Source organism: Hyphomicrobiales bacterium (genome assembly GCA_016710435.1).
Lineage (GTDB): Bacteria > Pseudomonadota > Alphaproteobacteria > Rhizobiales > Aestuariivirgaceae > Aestuariivirga.
Map to the genome: position 1 here is coordinate 338,643 of JADJVV010000001.1, position 21,174 is coordinate 359,816.

General features: G+C 61.4%; 19 protein-coding genes. 9 read left to right on the forward strand and 10 right to left on the reverse strand.

Features of this window, described 5'->3' with window-relative positions; all coding sequences use genetic code 11:
- Nucleotides 1–6: 6 nt before the first annotated feature.
- Together IPM06_01670 and IPM06_01675 are read right to left on the reverse strand one after the other, a co-directional pair.
- Nucleotides 7–330 (reverse strand): hypothetical protein, encoded by a 324-nt coding sequence (locus IPM06_01670; protein ID MBK8769119.1) that lies wholly within the window; start codon nt 328–330, stop codon nt 7–9.
- 95 nt (nt 331–425) lie between these two features.
- A complete protein-coding gene (locus IPM06_01675) occupies nt 426–593 on the reverse strand; it encodes a hypothetical protein (protein ID MBK8769120.1) in 168 nt (55 codons plus the stop codon).
- Nucleotides 594–880: 287 nt separating this feature from the next.
- Between IPM06_01675 and trxB the strand changes: the two genes are divergently transcribed.
- Genes trxB through IPM06_01700 form a run of 5 tightly spaced genes read left to right on the forward strand, consistent with a single transcriptional unit; the run spans nt 881 to nt 4,828 of the window.
- On the forward strand, nt 881–1,846 hold the full coding sequence (gene trxB, locus IPM06_01680) for a thioredoxin-disulfide reductase (protein MBK8769121.1): 966 nt from the start codon (nt 881–883) through the stop codon (nt 1,844–1,846).
- A 3-nt stretch (nt 1,847–1,849) separates the two neighbouring features.
- Nucleotides 1,850–2,737: a LysR family transcriptional regulator gene (locus tag IPM06_01685; GenBank protein MBK8769122.1), complete on the forward strand. Its 888-nt coding sequence runs from the start codon at nt 1,850–1,852 to the stop codon at nt 2,735–2,737.
- A 33-nt stretch (nt 2,738–2,770) separates the two neighbouring features.
- Nucleotides 2,771–3,202: a DNA mismatch endonuclease Vsr gene (vsr, locus tag IPM06_01690; GenBank protein MBK8769123.1), complete on the forward strand. Its 432-nt coding sequence runs from the start codon at nt 2,771–2,773 to the stop codon at nt 3,200–3,202.
- A complete protein-coding gene (locus IPM06_01695) occupies nt 3,189–4,340 on the forward strand; it encodes a DNA cytosine methyltransferase (GenBank protein MBK8769124.1) in 1,152 nt (383 codons plus the stop codon). The genes vsr and IPM06_01695 overlap by 14 nt, the downstream gene beginning before the upstream one ends.
- Complete coding sequence (locus tag IPM06_01700; protein MBK8769125.1) at nt 4,340–4,828, forward strand: Eco29kI family restriction endonuclease; 489 nt, start codon at nt 4,340–4,342, stop codon at nt 4,826–4,828. Before IPM06_01695 ends, IPM06_01700 begins: the two co-directional genes overlap by 1 nt.
- Before the next feature lie 135 nt (nt 4,829–4,963).
- Here IPM06_01700 and IPM06_01705 read toward each other — a convergent pair whose 3' ends face one another.
- A complete protein-coding gene (locus IPM06_01705) occupies nt 4,964–5,359 on the reverse strand; it encodes an META domain-containing protein (protein MBK8769126.1) in 396 nt (131 codons plus the stop codon).
- A gap of 103 nt (nt 5,360–5,462) precedes the next feature.
- On the opposite strand from IPM06_01705, the gene IPM06_01710 reads away from it, so the two are divergent.
- Nucleotides 5,463–6,440 carry a CoA ester lyase gene (locus tag IPM06_01710; protein ID MBK8769127.1) on the forward strand — a complete coding sequence of 326 codons (978 nt, stop codon included), beginning with the start codon at nt 5,463–5,465 and terminating at the stop codon, nt 6,438–6,440.
- Nucleotides 6,441–6,443: 3 nt separating this feature from the next.
- Here IPM06_01710 and IPM06_01715 read toward each other — a convergent pair whose 3' ends face one another.
- Together IPM06_01715 and IPM06_01720 are read right to left on the reverse strand one after the other, a co-directional pair.
- Complete coding sequence (locus tag IPM06_01715) at nt 6,444–7,043, reverse strand: LysE family translocator (GenBank protein MBK8769128.1); 600 nt, start codon at nt 7,041–7,043, stop codon at nt 6,444–6,446.
- Nucleotides 7,044–7,293: 250 nt separating this feature from the next.
- Nucleotides 7,294–9,447, reverse strand: coding sequence for an EAL domain-containing protein (locus tag IPM06_01720; GenBank protein MBK8769129.1), 2,154 nt, complete (start codon nt 9,445–9,447; stop codon nt 7,294–7,296).
- Nucleotides 9,448–9,605: 158 nt separating this feature from the next.
- Here IPM06_01720 and IPM06_01725 point away from each other — a divergent pair, with 158 nt between their 5' ends.
- Nucleotides 9,606–10,985 (forward strand): aminopeptidase P family N-terminal domain-containing protein, encoded by a 1,380-nt coding sequence (locus IPM06_01725; protein MBK8769130.1) that lies wholly within the window; start codon nt 9,606–9,608, stop codon nt 10,983–10,985.
- Between the two features lie 45 nt (nt 10,986–11,030).
- Here IPM06_01725 and IPM06_01730 read toward each other — a convergent pair whose 3' ends face one another.
- Nucleotides 11,031–13,079: an elongation factor G gene (locus IPM06_01730; GenBank protein MBK8769131.1), complete on the reverse strand. Its 2,049-nt coding sequence runs from the start codon at nt 13,077–13,079 to the stop codon at nt 11,031–11,033.
- A 209-nt stretch (nt 13,080–13,288) separates the two neighbouring features.
- On the reverse strand, nt 13,289–14,986 hold the full coding sequence (locus IPM06_01735; GenBank protein MBK8769132.1) for a mucoidy inhibitor MuiA family protein: 1,698 nt from the start codon (nt 14,984–14,986) through the stop codon (nt 13,289–13,291).
- 191 nt (nt 14,987–15,177) lie between these two features.
- On the opposite strand from IPM06_01735, the gene IPM06_01740 reads away from it, so the two are divergent.
- On the forward strand, nt 15,178–16,665 hold the full coding sequence (locus IPM06_01740; protein MBK8769133.1) for a DUF2125 domain-containing protein: 1,488 nt from the start codon (nt 15,178–15,180) through the stop codon (nt 16,663–16,665).
- A 57-nt stretch (nt 16,666–16,722) separates the two neighbouring features.
- Here IPM06_01740 and IPM06_01745 read toward each other — a convergent pair whose 3' ends face one another.
- Together IPM06_01745 and IPM06_01750 are read right to left on the reverse strand one after the other, a co-directional pair.
- Nucleotides 16,723–18,309 carry a phosphoglycerate dehydrogenase gene (locus IPM06_01745; GenBank protein ID MBK8769134.1) on the reverse strand — a complete coding sequence of 529 codons (1,587 nt, stop codon included), beginning with the start codon at nt 18,307–18,309 and terminating at the stop codon, nt 16,723–16,725.
- Nucleotides 18,310–18,351: 42 nt separating this feature from the next.
- The gene (locus IPM06_01750) at nt 18,352–19,476 is read right to left on the reverse strand and encodes a phosphoserine transaminase (GenBank protein ID MBK8769135.1); all 1,125 of its coding nucleotides are present in this window, start codon (nt 19,474–19,476) and stop codon (nt 18,352–18,354) included.
- A gap of 170 nt (nt 19,477–19,646) precedes the next feature.
- Between IPM06_01750 and IPM06_01755 the strand changes: the two genes are divergently transcribed.
- Nucleotides 19,647–20,438 (forward strand): methyltransferase domain-containing protein, encoded by a 792-nt coding sequence (locus tag IPM06_01755; GenBank protein MBK8769136.1) that lies wholly within the window; start codon nt 19,647–19,649, stop codon nt 20,436–20,438.
- Here the strand turns inward: IPM06_01755 and IPM06_01760 are convergent.
- Complete coding sequence (locus IPM06_01760) at nt 20,428–21,087, reverse strand: TetR/AcrR family transcriptional regulator (protein MBK8769137.1); 660 nt, start codon at nt 21,085–21,087, stop codon at nt 20,428–20,430. The two genes, IPM06_01755 and IPM06_01760, sit on opposite strands and share 11 nt — an antisense overlap.
- Nucleotides 21,088–21,174: the final 87 nt, after the last annotated feature.

Consider the following 21,174-nt stretch of genomic DNA (forward strand, 5'->3'; position numbering starts at 1 on the left):
GCGGGACTACCCGGCGCTCGCCTGTTCGGAATCATCCGGCGTATAGCACTTGATGCGGGTGAAGGCCTCGCAGCTTTCGCCGTCACAGCGGCGCGCGCCGTCGAGGGCCAGCGCGGAATTCACGGGCTGGCGCGAGAAGAGAATCGATTCCGTGAAGCCCGCCATGCGGCAGAATTGGTCGGCCGCGGCCTTGCCGCAGCTTCGTCCGTCCGCGAGGCAATCCGAGATCGCCTGCCCCCGGTCGGTGGGCAGCGAGTAGCTGCGCGTGGCGGCCCCGGCGAGCGAGGGTGCGGCAGCAAGAAGCACGAGGCTGATGATGAAGCGGCCCATGGCCAGTCACTCCGGTGATGAAGAAGTACAGCGGGGGCGGACCAACCCAGAGGGGGCGTGAAGGGCCAGCCCGCTCCCGCTGTATTTCGCCCCCATCAAGAGGCGAAACCCTGTGTCTCGGACTTGCTGATGACGGTGAGATGCAAAGGCGCGGGCGCGGTGGCAGCAAGCTGCACGGGCGCGTGGTCCTGCGCGAAGGCTCCCGCCGACAGGAACGCAACGGCGAGCGCGGCGGTCATGATCAGGTGGCGGGGGCGGGTCATTGTTTCTCTCCGGGTTGTCAGCGTTGAACTTGACCCCTGTATGACCCCCCGCCCCGGAACCCACCCTGAATGCCCCGTTCATCTCGCGTTTAGGTGGACGCCTTTCGCTGGCCGGGAATCCAAGGTCCAACCGGGCATAACCATTGCGTGAAAGGATGGCCTGGCAGCAATCCTGGGGCGAAAGAACTCCACAGCCGGGCCTTGCGCCCCCTTGCGAGGCGTCCCATTTGAGCTATGCTAAATATTCATACCTGACGGTTTTCATCTCAATTGCATTGGAATTCAGCATGACGCCCCGCCACGTCCCGGTCTTGATCCTCGGCTCCGGCCCCGCCGGTTATACGGCTGCGATCTATGCCGCGCGCGCCATGCTCAAGCCGCTCGTCATTCAAGGCATCCAGCCCGGCGGGCAACTCACCATCACCACCGATGTTGAAAACTATCCCGGCTTTGCCAAGGCCATCCAGGGTCCGTGGCTGATGGAAGAGATGAAGGCCCAGGCCGAACATGTGGGCACCGAGGTCATCTCGGACACCATCGTGGAAGTGAAGCTGCAAAATCGCCCCGTCTGGTTGAAGGGTGACTCCGGCCAGGAATACACCTGTGATGCACTGATCATCTGCACCGGCGCACAAGCGAAGTGGTTGGGCCTGCCGAGCGAGCAGCAGTTCCAGGGCTTCGGCGTATCGGCCTGCGCCACCTGCGACGGCTTCTTCTATCGCAACAGGAAAGTGATCGTGGTGGGCGGCGGCAATTCGGCAGTGGAAGAAGCACTCTTCCTCACCAACTTCGCCAGCGAAGTCACGGTCGTGCACCGCCGCAACGAATTCAAGGCCGAGCGCATCCTGCAGGAGCGCCTCTTCAATCACCCGAAGATCAAGGTGAAGTGGGATACCGCGCTTGATGAAGTGCTGGGCACCAGCGAACCGAAGGGCGTCACTTCCGTGCGCCTGAAGAACGTCAAGTCCGGCGCAACCGAAGTGGTGGAAACCGACGGCGTGTTCATCGCCATCGGCCACAAACCCGCAACCGATCTCTTTGTCGGGCAACTGCCCTTCAAGAATGGCGCCTATCTCGTCACCAAGCCGTGGTCCACGCAGACCGACATTCCCGGCGTCTTCGCGGCAGGCGACGTGACTGACGACGTTTATCGCCAGGCTGTCACAGCGGCGGGCATGGGCTGCATGGCAGCACTGGAAGCGGAGCGCTACCTGCATGCGCAGGCCACCGCCCACAAGCAGGCAGCGGAGTAAGGCATGGACTGGGACAAGCTCCGCATCTTTCACGCCGTGGCCGACGCAGGCAGCTTCACGCATGCCGGTCACGAACTGAACCTCTCGCAGTCCGCCGTCAGCCGCCAGATCAGCGCGCTGGAGGAAGACCTGAACGTGCCTCTCTTCCACCGCCACGCGCGCGGCCTCATCCTCACCGAACAAGGCGAGGTCTTGTACCGCACGGCCCACGACGTGTTCACCAAACTCGCCGCGGCAAAGACGCGGCTCATGGACTCGAAGGAAAAACCATCGGGCGAATTGCGCATCACCACAACGGTGGGCCTGGGCTCCATCTGGCTCACGCCGCGCATCAAGGAGTTCATGGAACTCTACCCGGATATCCAGGTGCAGTTGCTGCTGGAAGACCAGGAACTCGACCTGTCCATGCGCGAGGCCGACGTGGCAATCCGCCTGCGCAGACCGACACAGCCCGATCTCATCCAGCGCAAGCTCTTCACCGTGCACCACCACGTCTATGCCTCGGTGGATTACATCAAGAAGCACGGCATCCCGAAAGCGGCGGAGGATCTCGACAAGCACAAGATCCTGATCTTCGGCACCTCGGCAACCTATCTCAACAATCTGACGATGTTGCAGATGGCAGGCCGCGCCGAGGGCGATCCGCGTCCGGTGGCGCTCCGCGTCAACAGCGCCTACGGCCTGCGCCGTGCGGCGCAATCAGGTGCGGGCATCGCCATCCTCGCCGACTATCTGGTCGCCCCGGACATGAACCTCGTGCAGATCGACCTGCCCATCGACACGCCGGAATACGACACGTACTTCGTCTATCCCGAGGAACTGAAGGAAACCAAGCGCGTCACCGCCTTCAGGGACTTCCTCGTGTCGAAGGCCAAGGAGTGGAGTTTCTGAGGCGACGCGAAAGGCAACAATCCAGCCCAGTCCATGGCCGACACACTGACCAATCAAGAACGCAGCGAAAGAATGAGATTGGTGAAGTCGCGCAACACGGGCGCGGAGGTTGCGGTTCGGAAATTGATCTGGTCTCTCGGCTATCGCTATTCGCTGCGTCACAATGATTTGCCCGGACGACCGGACATCATATTACCACGCCACAAGGCAGTAGTGTTTGTCCATGGCTGCTTCTGGCATCGCCACGCATCCAAGAGGTGCAAGTTGGCTCGACTGCCGAAATCCAATCTAGAGTTCTGGCTTCCAAAACTGACGGAGAACAGGCGGCGGGACCGCAGGACCATGCGCAAACTGAAGGCGATGGGATGGAAAATTCTGGTTGTCTGGGAATGTGAAATTGATAAGAAGGAACAATTAAAGAACGTCATATGCGCTTTCTTGGGGGATGGACGTGCAAGCAATTGAGCTCTTCGCCGGAGCAGGAGGATTGGGCCTCGGGGTTGGTCAGGCAGGTTTCAAACCTGTCATGATTGCCGAGTGGGATCATTGGAGTTGCGAGAACTTGCGTTTGAACAAGCAACGCGGTCGTCCCCTTCACGGCTGGCCAATGCCCGAGGAGAAGGATGTGCGAAGCCTGAGCTATCTTTCTTTCTGTGGAAAGGTGGCATTGATTTCCGGAGGACCGCCCTGTCAGCCTTTCTCGATGGGTGGGAAGCACCGTGCGCATGAAGATAGACGTGACATGTGGCCGGAAGCTGTTCGTGCGGTGCGAGAAGCAAGGCCGCAAGCGTTTCTCTTTGAGAACGTAAAGGGACTCACGCGACAATCGTTTGCCACCTATGTGTCATACGTCGAACTGCAACTGAAATACCCAAGCCTTCACAAGAAGACGACCGAGGACTGGGCCGGGCACTTGGCGCGGCTTCAACAGCACGAGTTGGGCAGGCCCAAGGATTCGGAGGAGTACCGCGTCATCTTTTTCTCCCTGAACGCAGCCGACTACGGTGTGCCCCAGAGGCGGGAACGGGTAATGTTCGTTGGGTTCAGGTCCGATCTGGAGATCAGTTGGTCACCACCCAAGCCTTCACATTCCTCTGAGGCACTGATTTGGGCAAAATGCCGCGATCATTCATATTGGGACAAGCACCGGATCAAGCATGCGGATCGCATTCATTCTGCACGGGAGATGGTATACGCAACCCGGATGGAAGAAAAGCCCAATGGAAAACCATGGGTCACAACACGTGACGCAATTTGTGACTTACCAAACCCTGAACTGGGCGAATGCCAAATCTCCAATCACAAACATCAGGCTGGCGCACGATCATATCCTGGTCACACGGGCAGTCCGCTTGATGAACCGGCGAAAACGCTAAAAGCAGGTGTGCACGGGGTGCCTGGCGGAGAGAACATGCTGGTGAAGTCAGATGGTTCCGTACGGTACTTCACCGTGAGGGAATCTGCCCGTCTGCAAACTTTTCCTGATTCATACCTCTTTGGAGGCAGTTGGACGGAATCAATGCGGCAACTCGGGAACGCGGTACCCGTAAAGCTGGCGAAGGTGGTTGCGGCGGACATCGCAAAACGACTGCGGAATACGTGATGAACAAGCCTTCAAGTGGTCAGGCCACCCCAAATCTTTCGGGCGATCCACACTATTTTCAGTTCGACTTGGACCTTGGCATCAAGAGTCAAGTTGTCGAAAAACTTGAAAGCAGCCCACTTCTTCCGTTGTCAAAGACAGCAGGCCCCAACACCAGTGGTATCTACGCTCTCTATTTGAAGAGGCATCTGGTGTATATTGGCAAGGCATCGCGCGGGACAACAAGCAGCAAGCGCACATTGCGGTCGCGGCTAAGCGAACATTGCACCAAGATCGCGGGCCGCAAAAATATTTCTCTCAACGATATCGAATGCAGATACTTGGTATTCGACAGTGAATGGTGGGTCTTCGCGGCGGAGTTCGCGCTGATCACACACTATGATCCGGAGTGGAACGCCAGTGGCTTTGGAAGCAAGACGCCCGGGATAGGCCGACCCGGCACCAGCCGCGTCAGCAAATTTGACCAACAGTTTCCCAAGGCAAAATAGCTTCTGGTCTAATGCCCGACACGTCTTTGCAGAGTGTCACGCGTGTCTGAGCTGCGAACATGGCATTGCGTGAGTGGGATGTGACGATTGAAAAATGTTGCATTGGAACGAACCCGCACAACTGCTGGACACTGCTCAGTCAAAATCCCGCCGCTGCAGTGTCAACAGCATTGCGCCCTTGGCGTCTTTCAGCACCAGCTTGAGATGACTGATGTCGGCTTCGTGGGTAGCGGTGAGCGCTGCACTCACGCGTTGTTCGGTCTTCATGTTGGCGGGCGGACATGCCATGCGTGTCGTCGCCAGCGGTCCGAAGCTCAGCCTGAAATCATCCTGCGCATAGGTGCCGGTGAAGCGGTTGCAGCCCAGCGTGCCCCAGACCTTGTTGCCCGGCTCGAACTTCACCATCACCGCGAATTTCCCGGTGTCGCTGCCCTCGCCCCACTCCGAGCCTGCAAGCGACATGACGCCATCGGCGTGGACGACTGAAAACAGCGAAGTGGCAAAAACGGCAGAGAGTAGGATGGCGCGCATGGGGGTCTCCTCTGAGAGCCGTTTATAGCCACGTCCGCTCCCGAAAAGCACCCCACTTTCCGCCTATTTCGCACATGCGAAAGGGTGCTAGGTTTGAACGATCATGTCATTCAAAACCATCACCCTCGCACCCAACCGCCTGAACCGCAGCGAACTCGCCGTGCCGGGCTCCAATGCCAAGCTGTTCGAGAAGGCCGCGAAATCCGCAGCCGACGTGATCTTCCTCGACCTCGAGGATGCGGTGGCCCCGGATGACAAGCCGCAGGCCCGCAAGAACATCATTCAGGCGATCGGCGATGTGGACTGGGGTACCAAGACGCTGGCCGTACGCATCAATGGCCTCGACACGCACTTCATGTACCGTGATGTGGTAGACGTGCTGGAGCAATGCTCCGGCCGCCTCGATCTCATCATGATCCCGAAAGTGGGCACAGCGGCGGATGTCTACGCCGTCGATATGCTGGTAACGCAGATCGAGACCGCCATGGGCCGCAAGAAGCGCGTCGGCTTCGAACTCATCATCGAGACGGCGCTGGGCATGCAGAACATCCACGAGATTGCGGCCGCAAGCCCGCGCAATGAATCGCTGCACTTCGGCGTCGCCGACTATGCTGCCTCCACCCGCGCCCGCACAACCTCGATCGGTGGCGCCAATCCCGATTATGCGGTGCTCACCGACGCCAACGAGGCGGGCACGCGCGACACCCATTGGGGTGACATGTGGCACTACGCCATCTCGCGCATGGTGGTGGCGGCCCGTGCCAATGGCCTTCGTGCCGTGGATGGTCCCTTCGGCAATTTTTCCGATGCCGACGGTTATCGCTCCGCCGCGCGCCGCGCCGCTGTTCTCGGCTGCGAAGGTAAATGGGCGATCCACCCATCGCAAGTGGCACTCGGCAACGAAGTGTTCTCGCCGTCGGAAAAGGACGTGGCCCAGGCCCGCCGCATCATCGCCGCCATGAAGGAGGCGGAAGCGCAGGGCAAGGGCGCCGTTTCGCTCGATGGCCGCCTCATCGACTACGCTTCCATCCGCCAGGCAGAAGTGCTGGTGAAGAAGGCCGAGGAAATCGCCGCTCTCTGAGCCTCAGTGCCGCAGCATCGGCCACAGCGACGCCAGGAGCGACAGGGCCAGCACTATGTTGATGGCTCGGAAATAGCGGGGGTCCGTCAGAACCTGCCGCAAGCCTGCGCCAAACACCGTCCAGCTCGTCGAACTGACAATGCTCATGACGAAGAACACGGCCACGATTGCAGCCACACTGAGCATGTAATCCGAGGTGAGCGTGAAGGCAGCAATGGACGAGACGGCCATGATCCACGCCTTGCCGTTGACCCACTGGAACAGCGCCGCCCCGATGAAGCCCATAGGTTTCCCCTCCCCCGCGCCGTCACCTTGCTTCGGCACAGCCGTTGCAATCTTCCAGGCGAGCCACAGCATGTAGGCGCCGCTGATGAGCTTGAGCGCCGTGTAGGCACCGGGAAACAGCTCAAACACCTGGCCCAGCCCCAATCCCACCAGCAACACCATCAGCGGCCAGCCCACCACGATCCCCGCCACATGCGGCAGGGTGCGGCGCACGCCATAGTTCACGCCGGACGCCATGAGCATGATGTTGTTGGGCCCCGGCGAGATGGCCGTGACAAAGCAGAAGGCGGCAAGGGCGGCGATATGCTCAGACGTCATGCTGGCCCCATAGCAGGAATCCCGGGCCGTGCGCCGCCCCTCACATGCGCGCCGCTCATGGCTGGCTTGCCCGCGCCCCGTCTTGCAGGCGCACCCGCAAATACGGATAGTCACAGGTGTCCGGCGCCGCTCACCTCCCCAGTGGCCGCGTCCGATCCCCTGCGTATCAGGGCTCCCCGCCGAACGGGAGACAACTCGATCCCATTGATCACAGGCCGGTCTTCGCACCGGCCTTTTTGTTGGGACTGCCTCAGGCCTGCTTGCGGGCGGCTTCGCGGGCGCGACGGCCTTCCAGCAGCGCCGTCACATCGGCAGCCTCCATGGCCTTGTAGAAATGATGCCCCTGAAGTTCGGTGCAGCCCGCCAGTTTCAGCACGGCCACCTCTTCCGGCTTCTCCACGCCCTCTGCCGTCACATCGGCGGAAAGGCCGCGCGCCACCAGCAACGTGCCCTGCACGATGGCCAGTTCGGCAGGATTGGACAGAACCTTGCTGATGATCGACTTGTCGATCTTGATGCGGTCGAAATTGAAGGTGCGGAGATAGCCGATGGACGAGAAGCCCGTGCCGAAATCATCCAGCGCCACCTTGATGCCGTGGCGCTGCAGGTCCTTGAACACGGCCTTGGCGCGGTCGGCATCGCGGATCAGCGATGTTTCGGTGATTTCAAATTCCACCCGGCGCGGTGCAATGCCGTGCGACTCGATGATGGCGAGAGAGCGCTCCACGAAGCGCGGGTTGTTCAACTGCACGGCGGAAATGTTCACGGCCAGGCGGAGGTCCGGCCAGGCCCGCGCCGCGGCACAGGCCCGGTCGAGCATCAATTCACCGAGGTCGTCGATCAGGCCAGCCGACTCGGCCACGGCGATGAAGCGGTCCGGCGCCACCTTGCGGGTGGAAGACGTGGGCCAGCGCGACAGGGCCTCCACGCCGGAGACGCGCAGATCACGGGTGGAGATGAAAGGCTGGAACGCCACGCCCATATCCCGGTTGCGGATAAAGCTGCGGAGTTCAGCGGCAATTGCCTGCGATTCCGCCCGCTCCACATCGAAATCGGCGTCATAGATGCACTTGCGGTTCTTGCCTTCCAGCTTGGCCTTGTACATCGCCACGTCGGCACGGCGGAGAATATCGCACTCATCACCATCCTTTTCCTCAGACGTGGCAATGCCGATGCTGGCGCCCACATAGGCAATGCGCCCGTCGATATCGAACGGCTTGGCGAGGAACTGCAGCAGCAGGCCGGAAAAATTCTCGGCATCCGTCTGCGCGGTTGCGCCCTCGAACAGCACCACGAATTCGTCGCCGCCCATGCGGCTCGCCATTCTGGCATGCGCCGCAAGGCGGCCGATGCCTGCGCCCACGGCGCGCAAAAGGCGGTCGCCGACATGGTGGCCGTAACTGTCGTTCACTTCCTTGAAACCATCCAGGTCCGCATAAGCAACCACATGGTTAAAGGAGCCGGCGGCATGAAGCTCCTTCAACTTGTTCACCAGCGCAGCGCGATTTGGCATTTCCGTCAGCGAGTCATGCAGGGCCTGATGCATGGCCTTCTCTTCGTTGGCGGCCAGGTTCTGCACCAGGCGCCAGCACACGAAGCCGATGCCCGTCATCACCAGAATGAGAAAACCAAGTGTGAGACTTGCCTTCTGCCGCGCATAGGACGTGGCGGCCGCACCCAGCTGGCCGTTCGTCCAGACGAGGCCGAATGCGGTATCGCCGGCAAGGCTGTTGACGGTGAGACCGCCATCACGCTGCCCACCAGCGGAGACAGTACGAAGATCGTCGATGAGCGTGGTGCCATGGCTGTCGGCAAAGAACTGCCCGTTCAACAGGCGCACGAAGGCGAGATAGCGCAGAGGCGCGCTGGCGGATGCGCCTGAGTCACGGCGGATGGGTGCCACCGCGATGATCGCCGGACCATCGGGCGTATCGGCAAAGCTTGAGAGTGGTGACGCCGTTTCAGAGCGCGAGAAGCGGCTCTTCAGGGCATCGAAGGCCGTACCCAGATACTCCGGCAATTCCAGTGTGCTGCCCTGCTCCACACCAACCGACGCAATCACCCCACCGGTCACGGGATCAAACACCGCCGCACGGTCATAGCTGTGGCCCAGCGAATTGATGCTTCCCCAGGTGGAGGACAGCCAATTGCGGTCAATGGATGGATAGACATGCGAGGCCGCCTCGTCCCACTGCGCATTTTCACCCACGAGACGCAGCAGATCGCTCTCGGCGCTCTTCAGCAGACGCACGGCAATTTCACGGTTGCGCTGGTCTTCCGCACGGTCGGCGTTGCCCGCGACCTGGTTCAACAGATCCATCGTCAACGAGATGACACCCAGCGACGACAGCAGCAGAGGCAAGGCGATTGCAATGATGTACCGCCAGCCCACGAAATTACGCATCGAAAACCCCAAAATCCTGATGGCAGTCTTGCGGGAGTTCCCTCATCAAGCTCTTAATGCCGCTGCCTTCCGCAGTTGCCGTGGGCCGATTTTGAGCCGCAACTTTGCATTAGGGTAAATGCCTCGTTAAGGTCGCGGCCGGGCAAGGGAGACATGAAATGACCACGGCACGGCTCGATCGCGTTGAACTTCCGGACTTCGGCAAACCCGTCACCGAACCGGCACTCGGCCGCCCGGTCTTCGACGCCCGCATACGCCGATTGCGCGAGCGCATGGCCGAGGCAGGGCTGGATGCCCTGGTGATTTACGGGGACCGCGAACACACCGCCAACATCACATGGGCCACGGGTTACGATCCGCGTTTCGAAGAGGCGCTGCTGGTCGTGACCCCTGCGCGCAAGCCCGTGCTTTTTGCGGGCAACGAAGGTTTTCCCTACACCGAATGTGCCCCTGGTGATTTCGACCGGTTGCTCTGGCAACCCCTCAGCCTCATGGGCCAGCCCCGCGACAGCATGCGGCCCTTGCGCGATGAACTGCGCGACGCAGGCCTGCACAAGGGCATGAAGATCGGCCTTGCGGGCTGGAAGGGATTTGAATCGGAAGACGGCACATTCGATCCGGACTGGATCGAAGCGCCACACTACCTGGTTCGCGCCCTGCAGGAGTTCGGAGACGTCAGCAATGCCGCACTGCTCTTCATGCACCCCCAGAACGGACTGCGCGCCGTGAATGAAGTGGAGCAACTGGCAGTGTTTGAAACCGCCGCCACCCGCACCTCCAATGCCATACGCCGTTTCATTCATGCCGCCCGCCCGGGCCTGCGCGAATACGACGCCGTGCGCGCCATGGAGATCGACGGCTACCCGCAATCGGTCCATATCAACATGTGCGCAGGCCCGCGTGCGAAATACGGCCTGCCCAGCCCGACCGGCCGCAAAATCGAACACGGAGATCCCGTCGTCGTGGGTTTCGGCCTCATGGGCGCCCTCAACTGCCGCGCCGGTTTCATGGTTGAGAAGTCGTCGGAGTTGCCCGCAGGCATTCAGGACTACGTCGAGAAACTCGTCGCGCCCTATTTCAGCGCCGCCGCAGCCTGGTACGATACGGTGGCCCTCGGCGTGGAGGGAGGCGCAGTGCGCAACGCGGTCATGGCCCAAATCGGCGATCCCTTCTTCGGCGTCTCCCTTAATCCCGGCCATCTCATCCATCTTGATGAATGGGTACATTCGCCAATGACCAAGGGCAGCACCCACAGGCTCGTCTCCGGCATGGCATTGCAATGCGACATCATCCCCGCAACGGGGACGGACTATTTCATGAGCAACATCGAAGATGGCATCGCACTGGCCGATGAGAAACTGCGGACGGACTTCGCCAAGGGCTATCCCGAGGCCTGGGCGCGCATCATGGCACGCCGCGATTTCATGGCCCGCGCGTTGGGGATCGAACTGAAGCCCGAGATCCTGCCCTTCAGCAACATCGCGGGATGGTTGCCGCCCTTCTGGATGTCACCGCATCTCGCCATGACCCGAAAATGAAACAGGCGGAACAATGTTCCGCCTGTTTGCCTTTCAGCGGCAATGTCACTGCGCCTTTGCGGCCGCCACCACCTGCTCCGCCGCACGGCCTGTCAGTTCGGCCATGTGGTCAAACTGCGTGGTGAAGGTGCCCACACCTGCCGTGGCCGAACGCAACTCGATGATGAGCGAAGCGATCTCGGATTCGGGCATCATCGCCTTCACCGTGTCCCACCCGGCCCAGCCGTCGCGCCCGTCAAAGCCCAGCAACTGTCCGCGATGACCTGTGACGATCTGGTTCACGCGCGGCGTGGCTTCATTCGGACAATGGATGTCCACCGCCAGCACGGGTTCGAGCAATACCGGCGAGCATTGCGGCATGCCTTCCGTCATGGCGATGCGCGCCGCCGTCTTGAACGCCATTTCAGAGGAGTCCACGTCGTGATACGAGCCTTCCGACAGGTTGACCGTGAAGTCCACCACCGGGAAGCCCAGCGGCCCGTGCCCCATCCATTCGCGGATACCGGATTCGACGGCGGGAATGTATTGCTTCGGCACCACACCGCCCGTGATCGAGTCCGTGAACACGAAGCCCTCGCCCCGTGGCAGCGGCTTGATCTCCACCACCACGTCGCCATATTGCCCATGTCCGCCGGATTGCTTCTTGTGCCGGCCCCGGATCTGAACCGACTTGCGGATCGTTTCCTTGTAGGCAATGCGCCGCGGCTTTGACAGCGCGTGAACGCCGAACTTGCTGGCCAGCTTCTCGATGGCAACACGCAGGTGCATCTCGCCCTGGCCCCACAGCACCATTTCACTGGTGTCGTGGTCGTGGGTGAGAGACAGTGACGGGTCCTCTTCGATGAGGCGGTGAACCGCGCCGGTGAGTTTCACCTCGTCCTTGCGGTCGGCAACAGAGATCGCAAAGCCATAGACGCCCGTAGCAGCACCTCCGCTCACAAGCTGCTTCGTCACGCCCTTTGCGGTGGACACGGTCTCGCCCGTGGCAACACCTTCGAGCCGGCCCAGCGCCACCGTTTGCCCGGCGGCGGCCTTCGGCAACTTCACCTGCGCCGTGCCGTTGTTGCCAAAAACGCCGGCAACGCGCGCCTCCTGGCCCTTGCCGCCGAAGAGCGTTGCGCCATCTGCCAGTTCGCCCGCCAGCACACGCACCAGTGAGAGCTTGCCGCCTTGCGGCGTGTAGAAGGTCTTGAGCACCTGCGCCGTGACGTCCTTGCCCGCCTTCACGCCCAGCCGGTCCGCCACGGCGGATACGCCGCGCACATCATGTCGGAGCGACTTGAGCAATCGGCCGATGCCGTTGCCATGCTCGGCCGAGCCGAACAGCACGGGCGTCACATGGCCCTCCGCCACATCGCGCGAGAGATCGGCGAACACGCGATCCTTGGGCGGCTCCATGTCCGCCAGCAATTGCTCCATCAATTCGTCATCGTGGTCGGCGAGGCTCTCCAGCAGCGCAAAGCGCTCCTGCTTCTCCATCGCCGCAAGATCGGCGGTCATCTCGACAACCTGACTCTCCGCCAGTTCGCGGTATACATAGGCGCGTTCCAGCGCCAGATCGACGTAGCCCGCGACGACATCGTTCTTCCAGATGGGAAGCTGGCGCAGAACGAGGGGTTTGGCGGACGCGGGCTGCATCCATGCCAGCACATCGCGCGGACTCGCTTCGGCGCGGTCGATCTTGTTGAGGAAGATGATGCGCGGCAGGCCAATCTCGTCCAGTTGCCGGAGAATGAGTTGCAGGGCCGGAGCCTTCTTTGCATCCGCATCGCACACCACGATCGCCGCATCACAGGCCGGAAGGGCCGCGCGCGACTCGGACGTGAATTCGACGGAGCCGGGACAATCCACGAAGGTGAATTGGTCGTCCATGAAGGTGGCGCCGGCCACATTCAGTTCAACGCCCATGGCATGGGCGCGCGCTTCAGCACTGGCGTCACCGGCCATCGAGTGATCGGCCGCCTTGCCCTGGCGCGTGATGGCACCGGTGCGAAACAGCATGGCTTCCAGAAGAGTGGTCTTGCCGCTCTGGTAGGGGCCCACGATGGCGATCAGTCGCGGACCCATTTCTCGTCTGCCGTTTGTGTTTTCCATGGCTCATGCCTCCCATTACTCATGTTGTCAGAGAGGGGCCGAGAGCGGCAAAACGTGGAAGTCATCGCCGCTGGCGGCTTCCCACATGAGAGAGATTGACTCCAAATTCCCGCCTGCGCAACAGCCAAACGAATGCAGCGTGCGCGGCAGTTTGCGCAGTGGACACCGGGAAGCTGCAAGCCGCCCGGTGCACAGCAATCGTTTCAAAGTTATTCGGACTGGCCGATCTGCATGTCCTGCGGCCAGGTGATGCGATAGCCGGTCTTGATGACGTTTTCCGCCGCAGGTTCAAGATCGAAGGACCACGACAGCACGCCGCGCTTCTTCTTGTAGTCCTTCTCGGTGGGCGCCGTCATGCCGGCGAGCGTCTCCACCTCGATCTTTTCGGTGGCCGAGAAGGGCATGCGGTCCAGCACATGAATGGCCATCTTGCCCTTGTGCAGGTTTTTGACCGAGATGTCCCAGGCGCGTTCCTGCACGTTGGACGATGTGAGGATGCCCTCTTCGCCCACGGACTTCTTCACTTCCTTGCGCTCGACCCTCACCATGTCATCGACGCCGAAGCCGAGGGTGGCCTCCTCTCCCGCCGTGAGCAGCGGCAGCGCGCCCTGTCCCACGAACACACCGTCACGATAGAGATTGGCAGCGCCCGGCAGCAGCGGGCCATCGCCCTTTACCGTGAAGGAGGCGGTGAGATAGGCGCTGGAATCAACGCGGGGCACAGTCTCGATCACCAGCTTCGCGTCCAGCTCATCACTGGAAATCCGAACCTTCTTTGCCTGTCCGCTGTTGTCCACCGAAACACGGCCGGGAATGATGAAGTTGGCCTGAAAGCCCGCCAGTTCTACAGATGCCTGCCGCTGCAATAGAGCCTTGTCTGCCTTCGCCTTCTTCACCTGCACTGTGCCGCCCACAGCTCCGAGTTCGTCGTTCATCGCTTGCTCTTCCATGCTGGCAGTCGGAGCAGCAGGAGCGAGATTGGCCGCATCGCCGTCCTTGCGCGCGTCATAGACCAACTGCGGCGTCACCTCCTCTTCATCGAGGACCGGTGCTGCCGTCGTTCCGGTGGGCCGCGTCGTGGAAAGCGTGAGGGAAACATTGTCCCACATCTCGGATGTATTTTGCGTCACCTCGGCGCGGCGCACCACCTCCAGCTTCGCAGGCCCGGTGTCCGATGTGGCAAGGCGCGCATCGTAATAAGGAGCCCAGCCGGCTTCCTGAAGGCGGTAGCTCACCCGAATCTGCCCCTTCATTTCAGCCGTCGCGGCCACATTGATGATCGTCTGCGTGCGGTAGCTGTCTTGCGGCGAAAGCGCGTCCAGTTTGGCGTTGAGTTCGGAGACCTGCGTGTCGATCGCCCGTTGCCGGATCTGCGCGTCCTGCGCCGTCTTGCCCAAGGCCGCGAGGCGCGTGCCCACGAGGTCCAGCAGGCCGCCGAGCTGTGTCACATCAATGCCCTTCACCGTTTCGGTGGAAGACTGCGGAACAATCTGTTTCTCGGAAAGGCTTACGAGAAAATTGCGCTGTTGGGTGGCATCGGCAATCACCTGGTCGAGCATCGAGCGTTCGTCGGTCAGCGCCGTGATCTGCTGGTCGATGGCCTTGCGTTCAGAATCCCGCGCCGTCTCGTTGACATATTCGCTCTTGGTGTCGACGGAGGCGATCTCCAGCGGGCTGGAACCTTCGCCTTCGACGCGGATGGAGCGCGGATCAATCGTCGCCGGAAGATCGGCGAGGATGATGCGATGCTCGCCCGCCGGCAGAACCACATCGGCAATGCGCGTCACATCAGCCCCCTGGGGATAGACCGTCACGCGGTCGATATGGGAGGGGACCGTAAAATCCGCCGCAAACGCGGGAACGAGGAAGGTGGTGGCGAGAAAGAATCCGGAAAGGGCCAGACGCATGTGTGTCTCCTGAGCTGTCGCATCTGGGAGCATAGTCACAGACACGACTCGTGGCGGAACAATGGCGCGGCCATGGCGTTGACGCGAATTGTAAACGGCGTAAACGGGCAAAAATTAACGTATTTCGCCCGTTGACGCGCCGCTCCGGAGTTGGTCTGTTGGGTGCAGGGGCAAATCAAGAAAGAAAGTCCATGTTGAATCGCCGCATCATTGCCGCATCATTTTTCCTCGCCACCGCCAGCAGCGCAGCGCTTGCCGCAGCCACGGCGGACGAGGCCGGCCGCATCACCACGAGCCTGCAAACCTACTTCGGCAGCGAGCCGGGCGTGGTCACGGTTGTCCCACAGGGCGATGACTACATCGTCACGCTGAATGCGGCACCTTACTTCGCGAAAATGGGTCAGCCCGGCGTGAAGGTGGCGATTGATCCGCTGGTGCTCACAGTACGGCCCAAGGGCAATGGCCAGTGGGACGTGTCCGAGAAGGGTCCATTTGCATTCGGCTGGGTCATGGAAGGCTTGTCGACGGTTGACGCAAAGATCGCCGACGTCACCTGGAGCGGCGTGTTCGATGAAGCGTCGGCCTCGTTCCTCAGCAGCACCTATGCCATGAAGAACTTTACCGTGAACCAGTCCATGTTGGACCCCGGCTCACAAGCAAAGACGAACACCGCTTCGGTCTATGACAATTGGAGCGGCACCTCCACCGCGACACCGCGCCCCGATGGCTCAGTGGACTCCACCGGCACCATGAGCATCACCGGCGTCGTTTCCGCCGCGAAGACGGAAGCATCGCCGGGCGGAAACGCACCGCCGCTCAACTATTCGATCACCAACGCCAAGACCGACTACACCAACACGGTGAAGGGTTTCCGCTCGCGTGCGGTCGTCGATCTCATCGCATGGTTCGTGGCCCATCCGTCCAAGGAGCTGATCGTCAAGGATCAGCAGCAGCTGAAGGACAAGGTGCTGGCCGCCCTGCCGCTGTGGGAATCCGTCGAGAGTGCCGGCACGATGACCGATACCGCCGTGGCCACCGCCATCGGCCAGTTTGCGCTTCCTTCGGCCACCATCAATGTGGGCATGAACGGCGTGAGCAAGGATGGCAAGCTGCGTGAGGCCTTCGGGGTCACGGGCCTTACCATTCCGCCGGGCATCGCACCGCCGTGGACTGATGGTCTCATTCCCCACACCATCAAGTTTGACGTGACGGCAAGCGGTGTCGATCTTGAAGCGCCGGTGAAGCTGTTCGTGGCGCAAGCCGACCTGTCGAAGGAACCGCCTATCCCCGCCGGATCGGAGCCCGCCTATCTCGCGGCCTTTGCGCCGAAGAACAGCATGAACATTTCCTTTGCCGGCGGCGAGATTTCTTCTGCCACCTACAGCCTCACCTACGAAGGTGCCTTCACCGTGAATTTCGCCGGATTGCCCACAGGCACCGCGACGCTGCACATGAAGGGCCTCGATGATGTGCTCGCCAAGGTTCAGGCCGCTGCGGCCAGCGATCCATCGGCGCAGCAGGCCATGGGCGGCCTCGTGGCCTTCAAGGGCTTCGGCAAGGCGGAAGCCGACGGCAGCATGGTCTGGGCCATCGACATGACGCAACCCGGCAAGGTGCTGGTGAACGGCATCGATGTTTCGGCCATGGCAGGTATGGCACCGCCGCCGCCCGCCCCCTGATCGGAAGTTCAACAATGCAAAGGGCCCGGCTCATTCGCCGGGCCCTTTTGCGTTTGCTCAGAACACCAGCGGCTTGGCCTGCCGCACCTGCGGAATGGCCTGCACGGCTTTCAGCAACGACTCCGTCACCTCGCCATCGATTTCCACGAGGCAGATCGCGTCACCGCCCGGGGCAGCGCGGCCCAGATGGAACGAGGCGATGTTCACGCCATTGCTGCCGAAAATGGAGCCCAGTGAGCCGATGAAGCCGGGCTTATCCGTATTCGTCACGTAGAGCATGCGCGGTCCGAAATCGGATTCAAGATCAATGCCCTTGATCTGGATGATGCGCGGCTTGCCATCCGAGAACACGGTGCCGGCGACGGACCGTTCATACACGCCACTCTTCACAGTGAGGCGGATGTAGGTGCCGTAGGCGCCGCGCTGTGTCTGCCGCACTTCATCCACCTTGATGCCGCGCTCCTTGGCGGCGATAGGCGCGGAAACCATGTTGATCGCTCCGAGCTGCGCCTGCAGCACGCCTGCGAGTGCCGCCGAGGTCAGCGCCCGCGTGTTCATCTCACCCACGTCGCCGGCATATTCGATGATGACATCGGTGATCGCCGCATCGGTCAACTGTCCGGCAAACATGCCAAGCTTGTTGGCAAGCTCCACGAAGGGACGCAGCCGTGGCGCTTCATCGGCGGAGATCGACGGCATGTTGAGTGCGTTGGTGACGGCGCCCGTCACCAGGAAATCCGCCATCTGCTCGGCGACCTGAAGCGCCACATTCTCCTGCGCCTCGTTGGTGGACGCGCCGAGATGCGGTGTGGCCACGACATTCTCCAAACCGAAAAGTGGATGGCTGGTCGCCGGTTCGACTTCAAACACATCGAGTGCCGCGCCCGCGACCTGCTTGCTCTTCAGCGCTTCGTAGAGCGCGTCTTCATTCACAAGGCCGCCACGGGCGCAATTGATGATGCGCACGCCCTTCCGGCATTTCGCCAGCGACTCCGCATTGACGATGTTGCGGGTCTTCTCGGTGAGCGGCGTGTGCAGCGTGATGAAATCCGACCGGCGGAAAATGTCATCAAGCTCAACCTTCTCCACGCCAAGATCGAGCGCCCGCTCGGGCGAAAGGAAGGGATCGAACGCGATGACCTTCATCTTCAGGCCGATGGCGCGGTCGGCCACGATGGAGCCGATGTTGCCACAGCCGATCACGCCCAACGTCTTGTTGAACAACTCCACGCCCATGAAGCGGTTCTTCTCCCACTTGCCCGCATGCGTGGAAGCGTTCGCCTCCGGAATCTGCCGGGCCAGCGCCATCATCATGGAAATGGCATGCTCCGCCGTGGTGATGGCGTTGCCGAAAGGCGTGTTCATGACAACGATGCCGCGCTGGCTGGCGGCGGGAATATCCACATTGTCAACGCCGATGCCGGCCCGCCCGATCACCTTGAGCCGCGATGCAGCGGCCAGAATCTTCGGTGTGACCTTGGTGGCAGAGCGGATGGCGAGACCGTCATAGTCGGGAATGGCCGCAAGCAGCGCATCCTTGTCCTTGCCAAGATCAGGCTTGTAGTCCACCTCGATGCCGCGATCCTGAAAGATCTTCACGGCAGCTTCGGAAAGTTTGTCGGATACGAGGACGCGGGGAGCCATTTTGCTTCTCCAGAGGAATTGAATCGTGATGATGAATCGAAGTCAGGCCGTCGCCTTGGCGTAGGCCCAGTCCAGCCACGGCAGCAGCTTTTCCAGGTCCGATGTCTCGACCGTGGCGCCGCACCAGATGCGCAAGCCCGGAGGCGCGTCGCGATAACCGCCGATGTCATAGGCGGCCTTCTCGGCCTCCAGCATCTTCACCATCTTCTTCGGCACGTCTTCACTGCCATCGAGTGTGAAGCACACCGATGTGTTGGAGCGCGTCGCCCGAACCCTGGCGAGGTGATGGGCGAAGGCCCGCTCATCAATCCACCGGCCGATCATCGCCGCATTGGCGTCAGCCCGCGCGCGCAGGCCCTTCAGTCCGCCGATCGATTGCGCCCATTCCAGCGCGACAACATAATCTTCCACGCACAGCATGGAGGGCGTGTTGATGGTCTCGCCTTCGAAGATGCCGGCAATCAGCTTGCCGCCGGAGGTCAGGCGGAAGATCTTGGGCATCGGCCACGGCGGCGAATAGCTTTCGAGGCGGGCCACGGCGCGCGGGCTGAGAATGAGCACGCCATGTGCGCCCTCGCCGCCCAGCACCTTCTGCCAGGAGAATGTCACCACATCGAGTTTGGAAAAATCCATCTCCTGCGCGAAGGCAGAAGAGGTCGCATCACAGATGGTGAGGCCTTCACGGTCCGCCGGAATCCAGGATGCATCGACGACGCGCACACCCGACGTCGTTCCGTTCCAGGTGAACACCACGTCGCGGCTGAAATCGACTTTCGTCAAGTCCGGCAATTCACCGTAGGGGGCGATCATCTTGCGCACGTCGGGCAGCTTCAGTTGCTTGATGACGTCTGAAACCCAGCCTTCGCCGAAGCTCTCCCAGGCCAGCATGTCCACACCGCGCGGGCCGAGCAGCGACCACAATGCCATTTCCACCGCACCCGTATCCGATGCCGGCACGATGCCGATCTTGTAGTCCGCGGGAACGCCCAGAATGTCCCGTGTCAGGTCGATGGCACGCTTCAGCCGCTTCTTGCCCTCGCCGGATCGGTGCGAGCGGCCCGTCAATGCGTTCTTGAGTTTGTCGGGGGTCCAGCCTGGGATTTTCGCGCAGGGGCCGGAAGAAAAATGTGCGTTTGCCGGCCGCACTGCCGGTGTCAGATCTGTCATGTTGCTCCATCCTTACAGATGGACCGGCCCCCGTTGGGGAGGGCTAGCCCGCAACCGCCATAGCCGTTCGCCGTGCCGCTTTGCAAGCAGCATTTGCCGCTTCTGGCATTTTGACGCGTCTTGGCAGCGCGGAATGGGCAGGTCTAGTGTGCCGAAAAAGGAATGTCGGCATGGGCAACAGCGCGGGCGGCGAACTCTATCATGACCGGATGATTGGCATCCTCGAACGCCTATGGGGCGACGGATGGCTCTCTCCCGGCGGCCCCGACGAAGTGCGCCGCCTGCTGGACAAGATGGATCTTCGCGGAAAGACGGTTCTCGACATCGGCTGCGGCGCTGGCGGCATTGATGTGCAGTTGGTGAAGGAGTTCGGGGCGGCCTATGTCTGCGGCATCGATGTGGAAGACACGGTGCTCGCCGCTGCCCGCTCCCATGCCGCAAAGCACGGCGTTGCCGATCGCATCGGCGCCGTGAAGGTAGCGCCCGGCCCCCTGCCCTTTGCACCGACTATGTTCGACATTGTTTTCAGCAAGGACTCGATCGTTCACATCCCCGACAAGCACACGCTGATGGTGGATGTCTTCCGTGTGCTGAAACCGGGCGGATGGTTCGTCGCTTCCGATTGGCTCATCGGTCATGATGATGAGCCAAGCCCGATGATGAAAGACTACATCGCCTCCGAGGGACTCGATTTCGGCATGGCCTCGCCTGCGCGCTACCGGGACGCGCTGGAGAATGCAGGCTTCACCAACATTGTCATTGCCAGCCGCAACGCCTGGTACCGCGAAAGGGCACGGCAGGAACTGGATGCGCTCACAGGCCCGCTCTATGCCGAAGCGGTGGCAAGCCTCGGACAGATGTTCGTGGATCACAACGCCACGATCTGGCGCAACATGATTCCCGTGCTGGATTCAGGTGAGCACTGCCCCACCCATCTGCGCGGCCAGAAGCCTAGGCCGTGATGGGCCCCTCCGGCGTGAAGTGCCGGGGGAAGAAAACGGTGGCAAGCGCAAACAGCGTCTTCAATGCTTCATCGCGCGTGTAGGGCTTGTTCATCGAGAGCATGTCGTTCCACAGGCCTTCACTGGTGAAGCGCAAGGCCCGTGCAGTGCGCACCGCATCCAGGGCGTAGCCACCATCCGCGATCAGGTCGCCGCAGATGCCTTCGAGTTGCGCGATGTAGCGGTCGTCGTTGGCGTTGCATTCCTGCTGGTAGATGGGCCGGCTCTGCACTTCGCCCCAGAAGGAGCACCAGCAGGCAATGCGCTCCTGCGTGCAGATGTCGTCATTGAAGTCGGCCGCCATCAGCGCCGCCAGGCGGTCTGCCGCGCGCGGTCCTGCCGCGGCCAGTGCCTTCTGCCAGTTCTGCCGGTACTCCTCCGCCATGAACAGCAGCGTGGCGCTGAGCAGTTTCTCCTTCGACTCGAAATGGAAATTGACGAGCCCGTGCGAAACGCCCGCTTCCGCCGCCACATCCGAAAGCGTCGTCTGTGCATAGCCCTTGCGCGACAACACCCGCATGGTCGCGGCGATGAGTTGCTGCTGGCGGACTTCGCGGCTGATTTTGCGCTGGAGGGGCACCACGTTCGCCGACTTCGGGGCTGTCTGCATCTGGCTCGACTCGCTTCTGATCCCGCGCTTCGATACCACAAGGCGCTTGAAACACAACGGCGTTTTTCAGTTGATTGACAGTTCAGT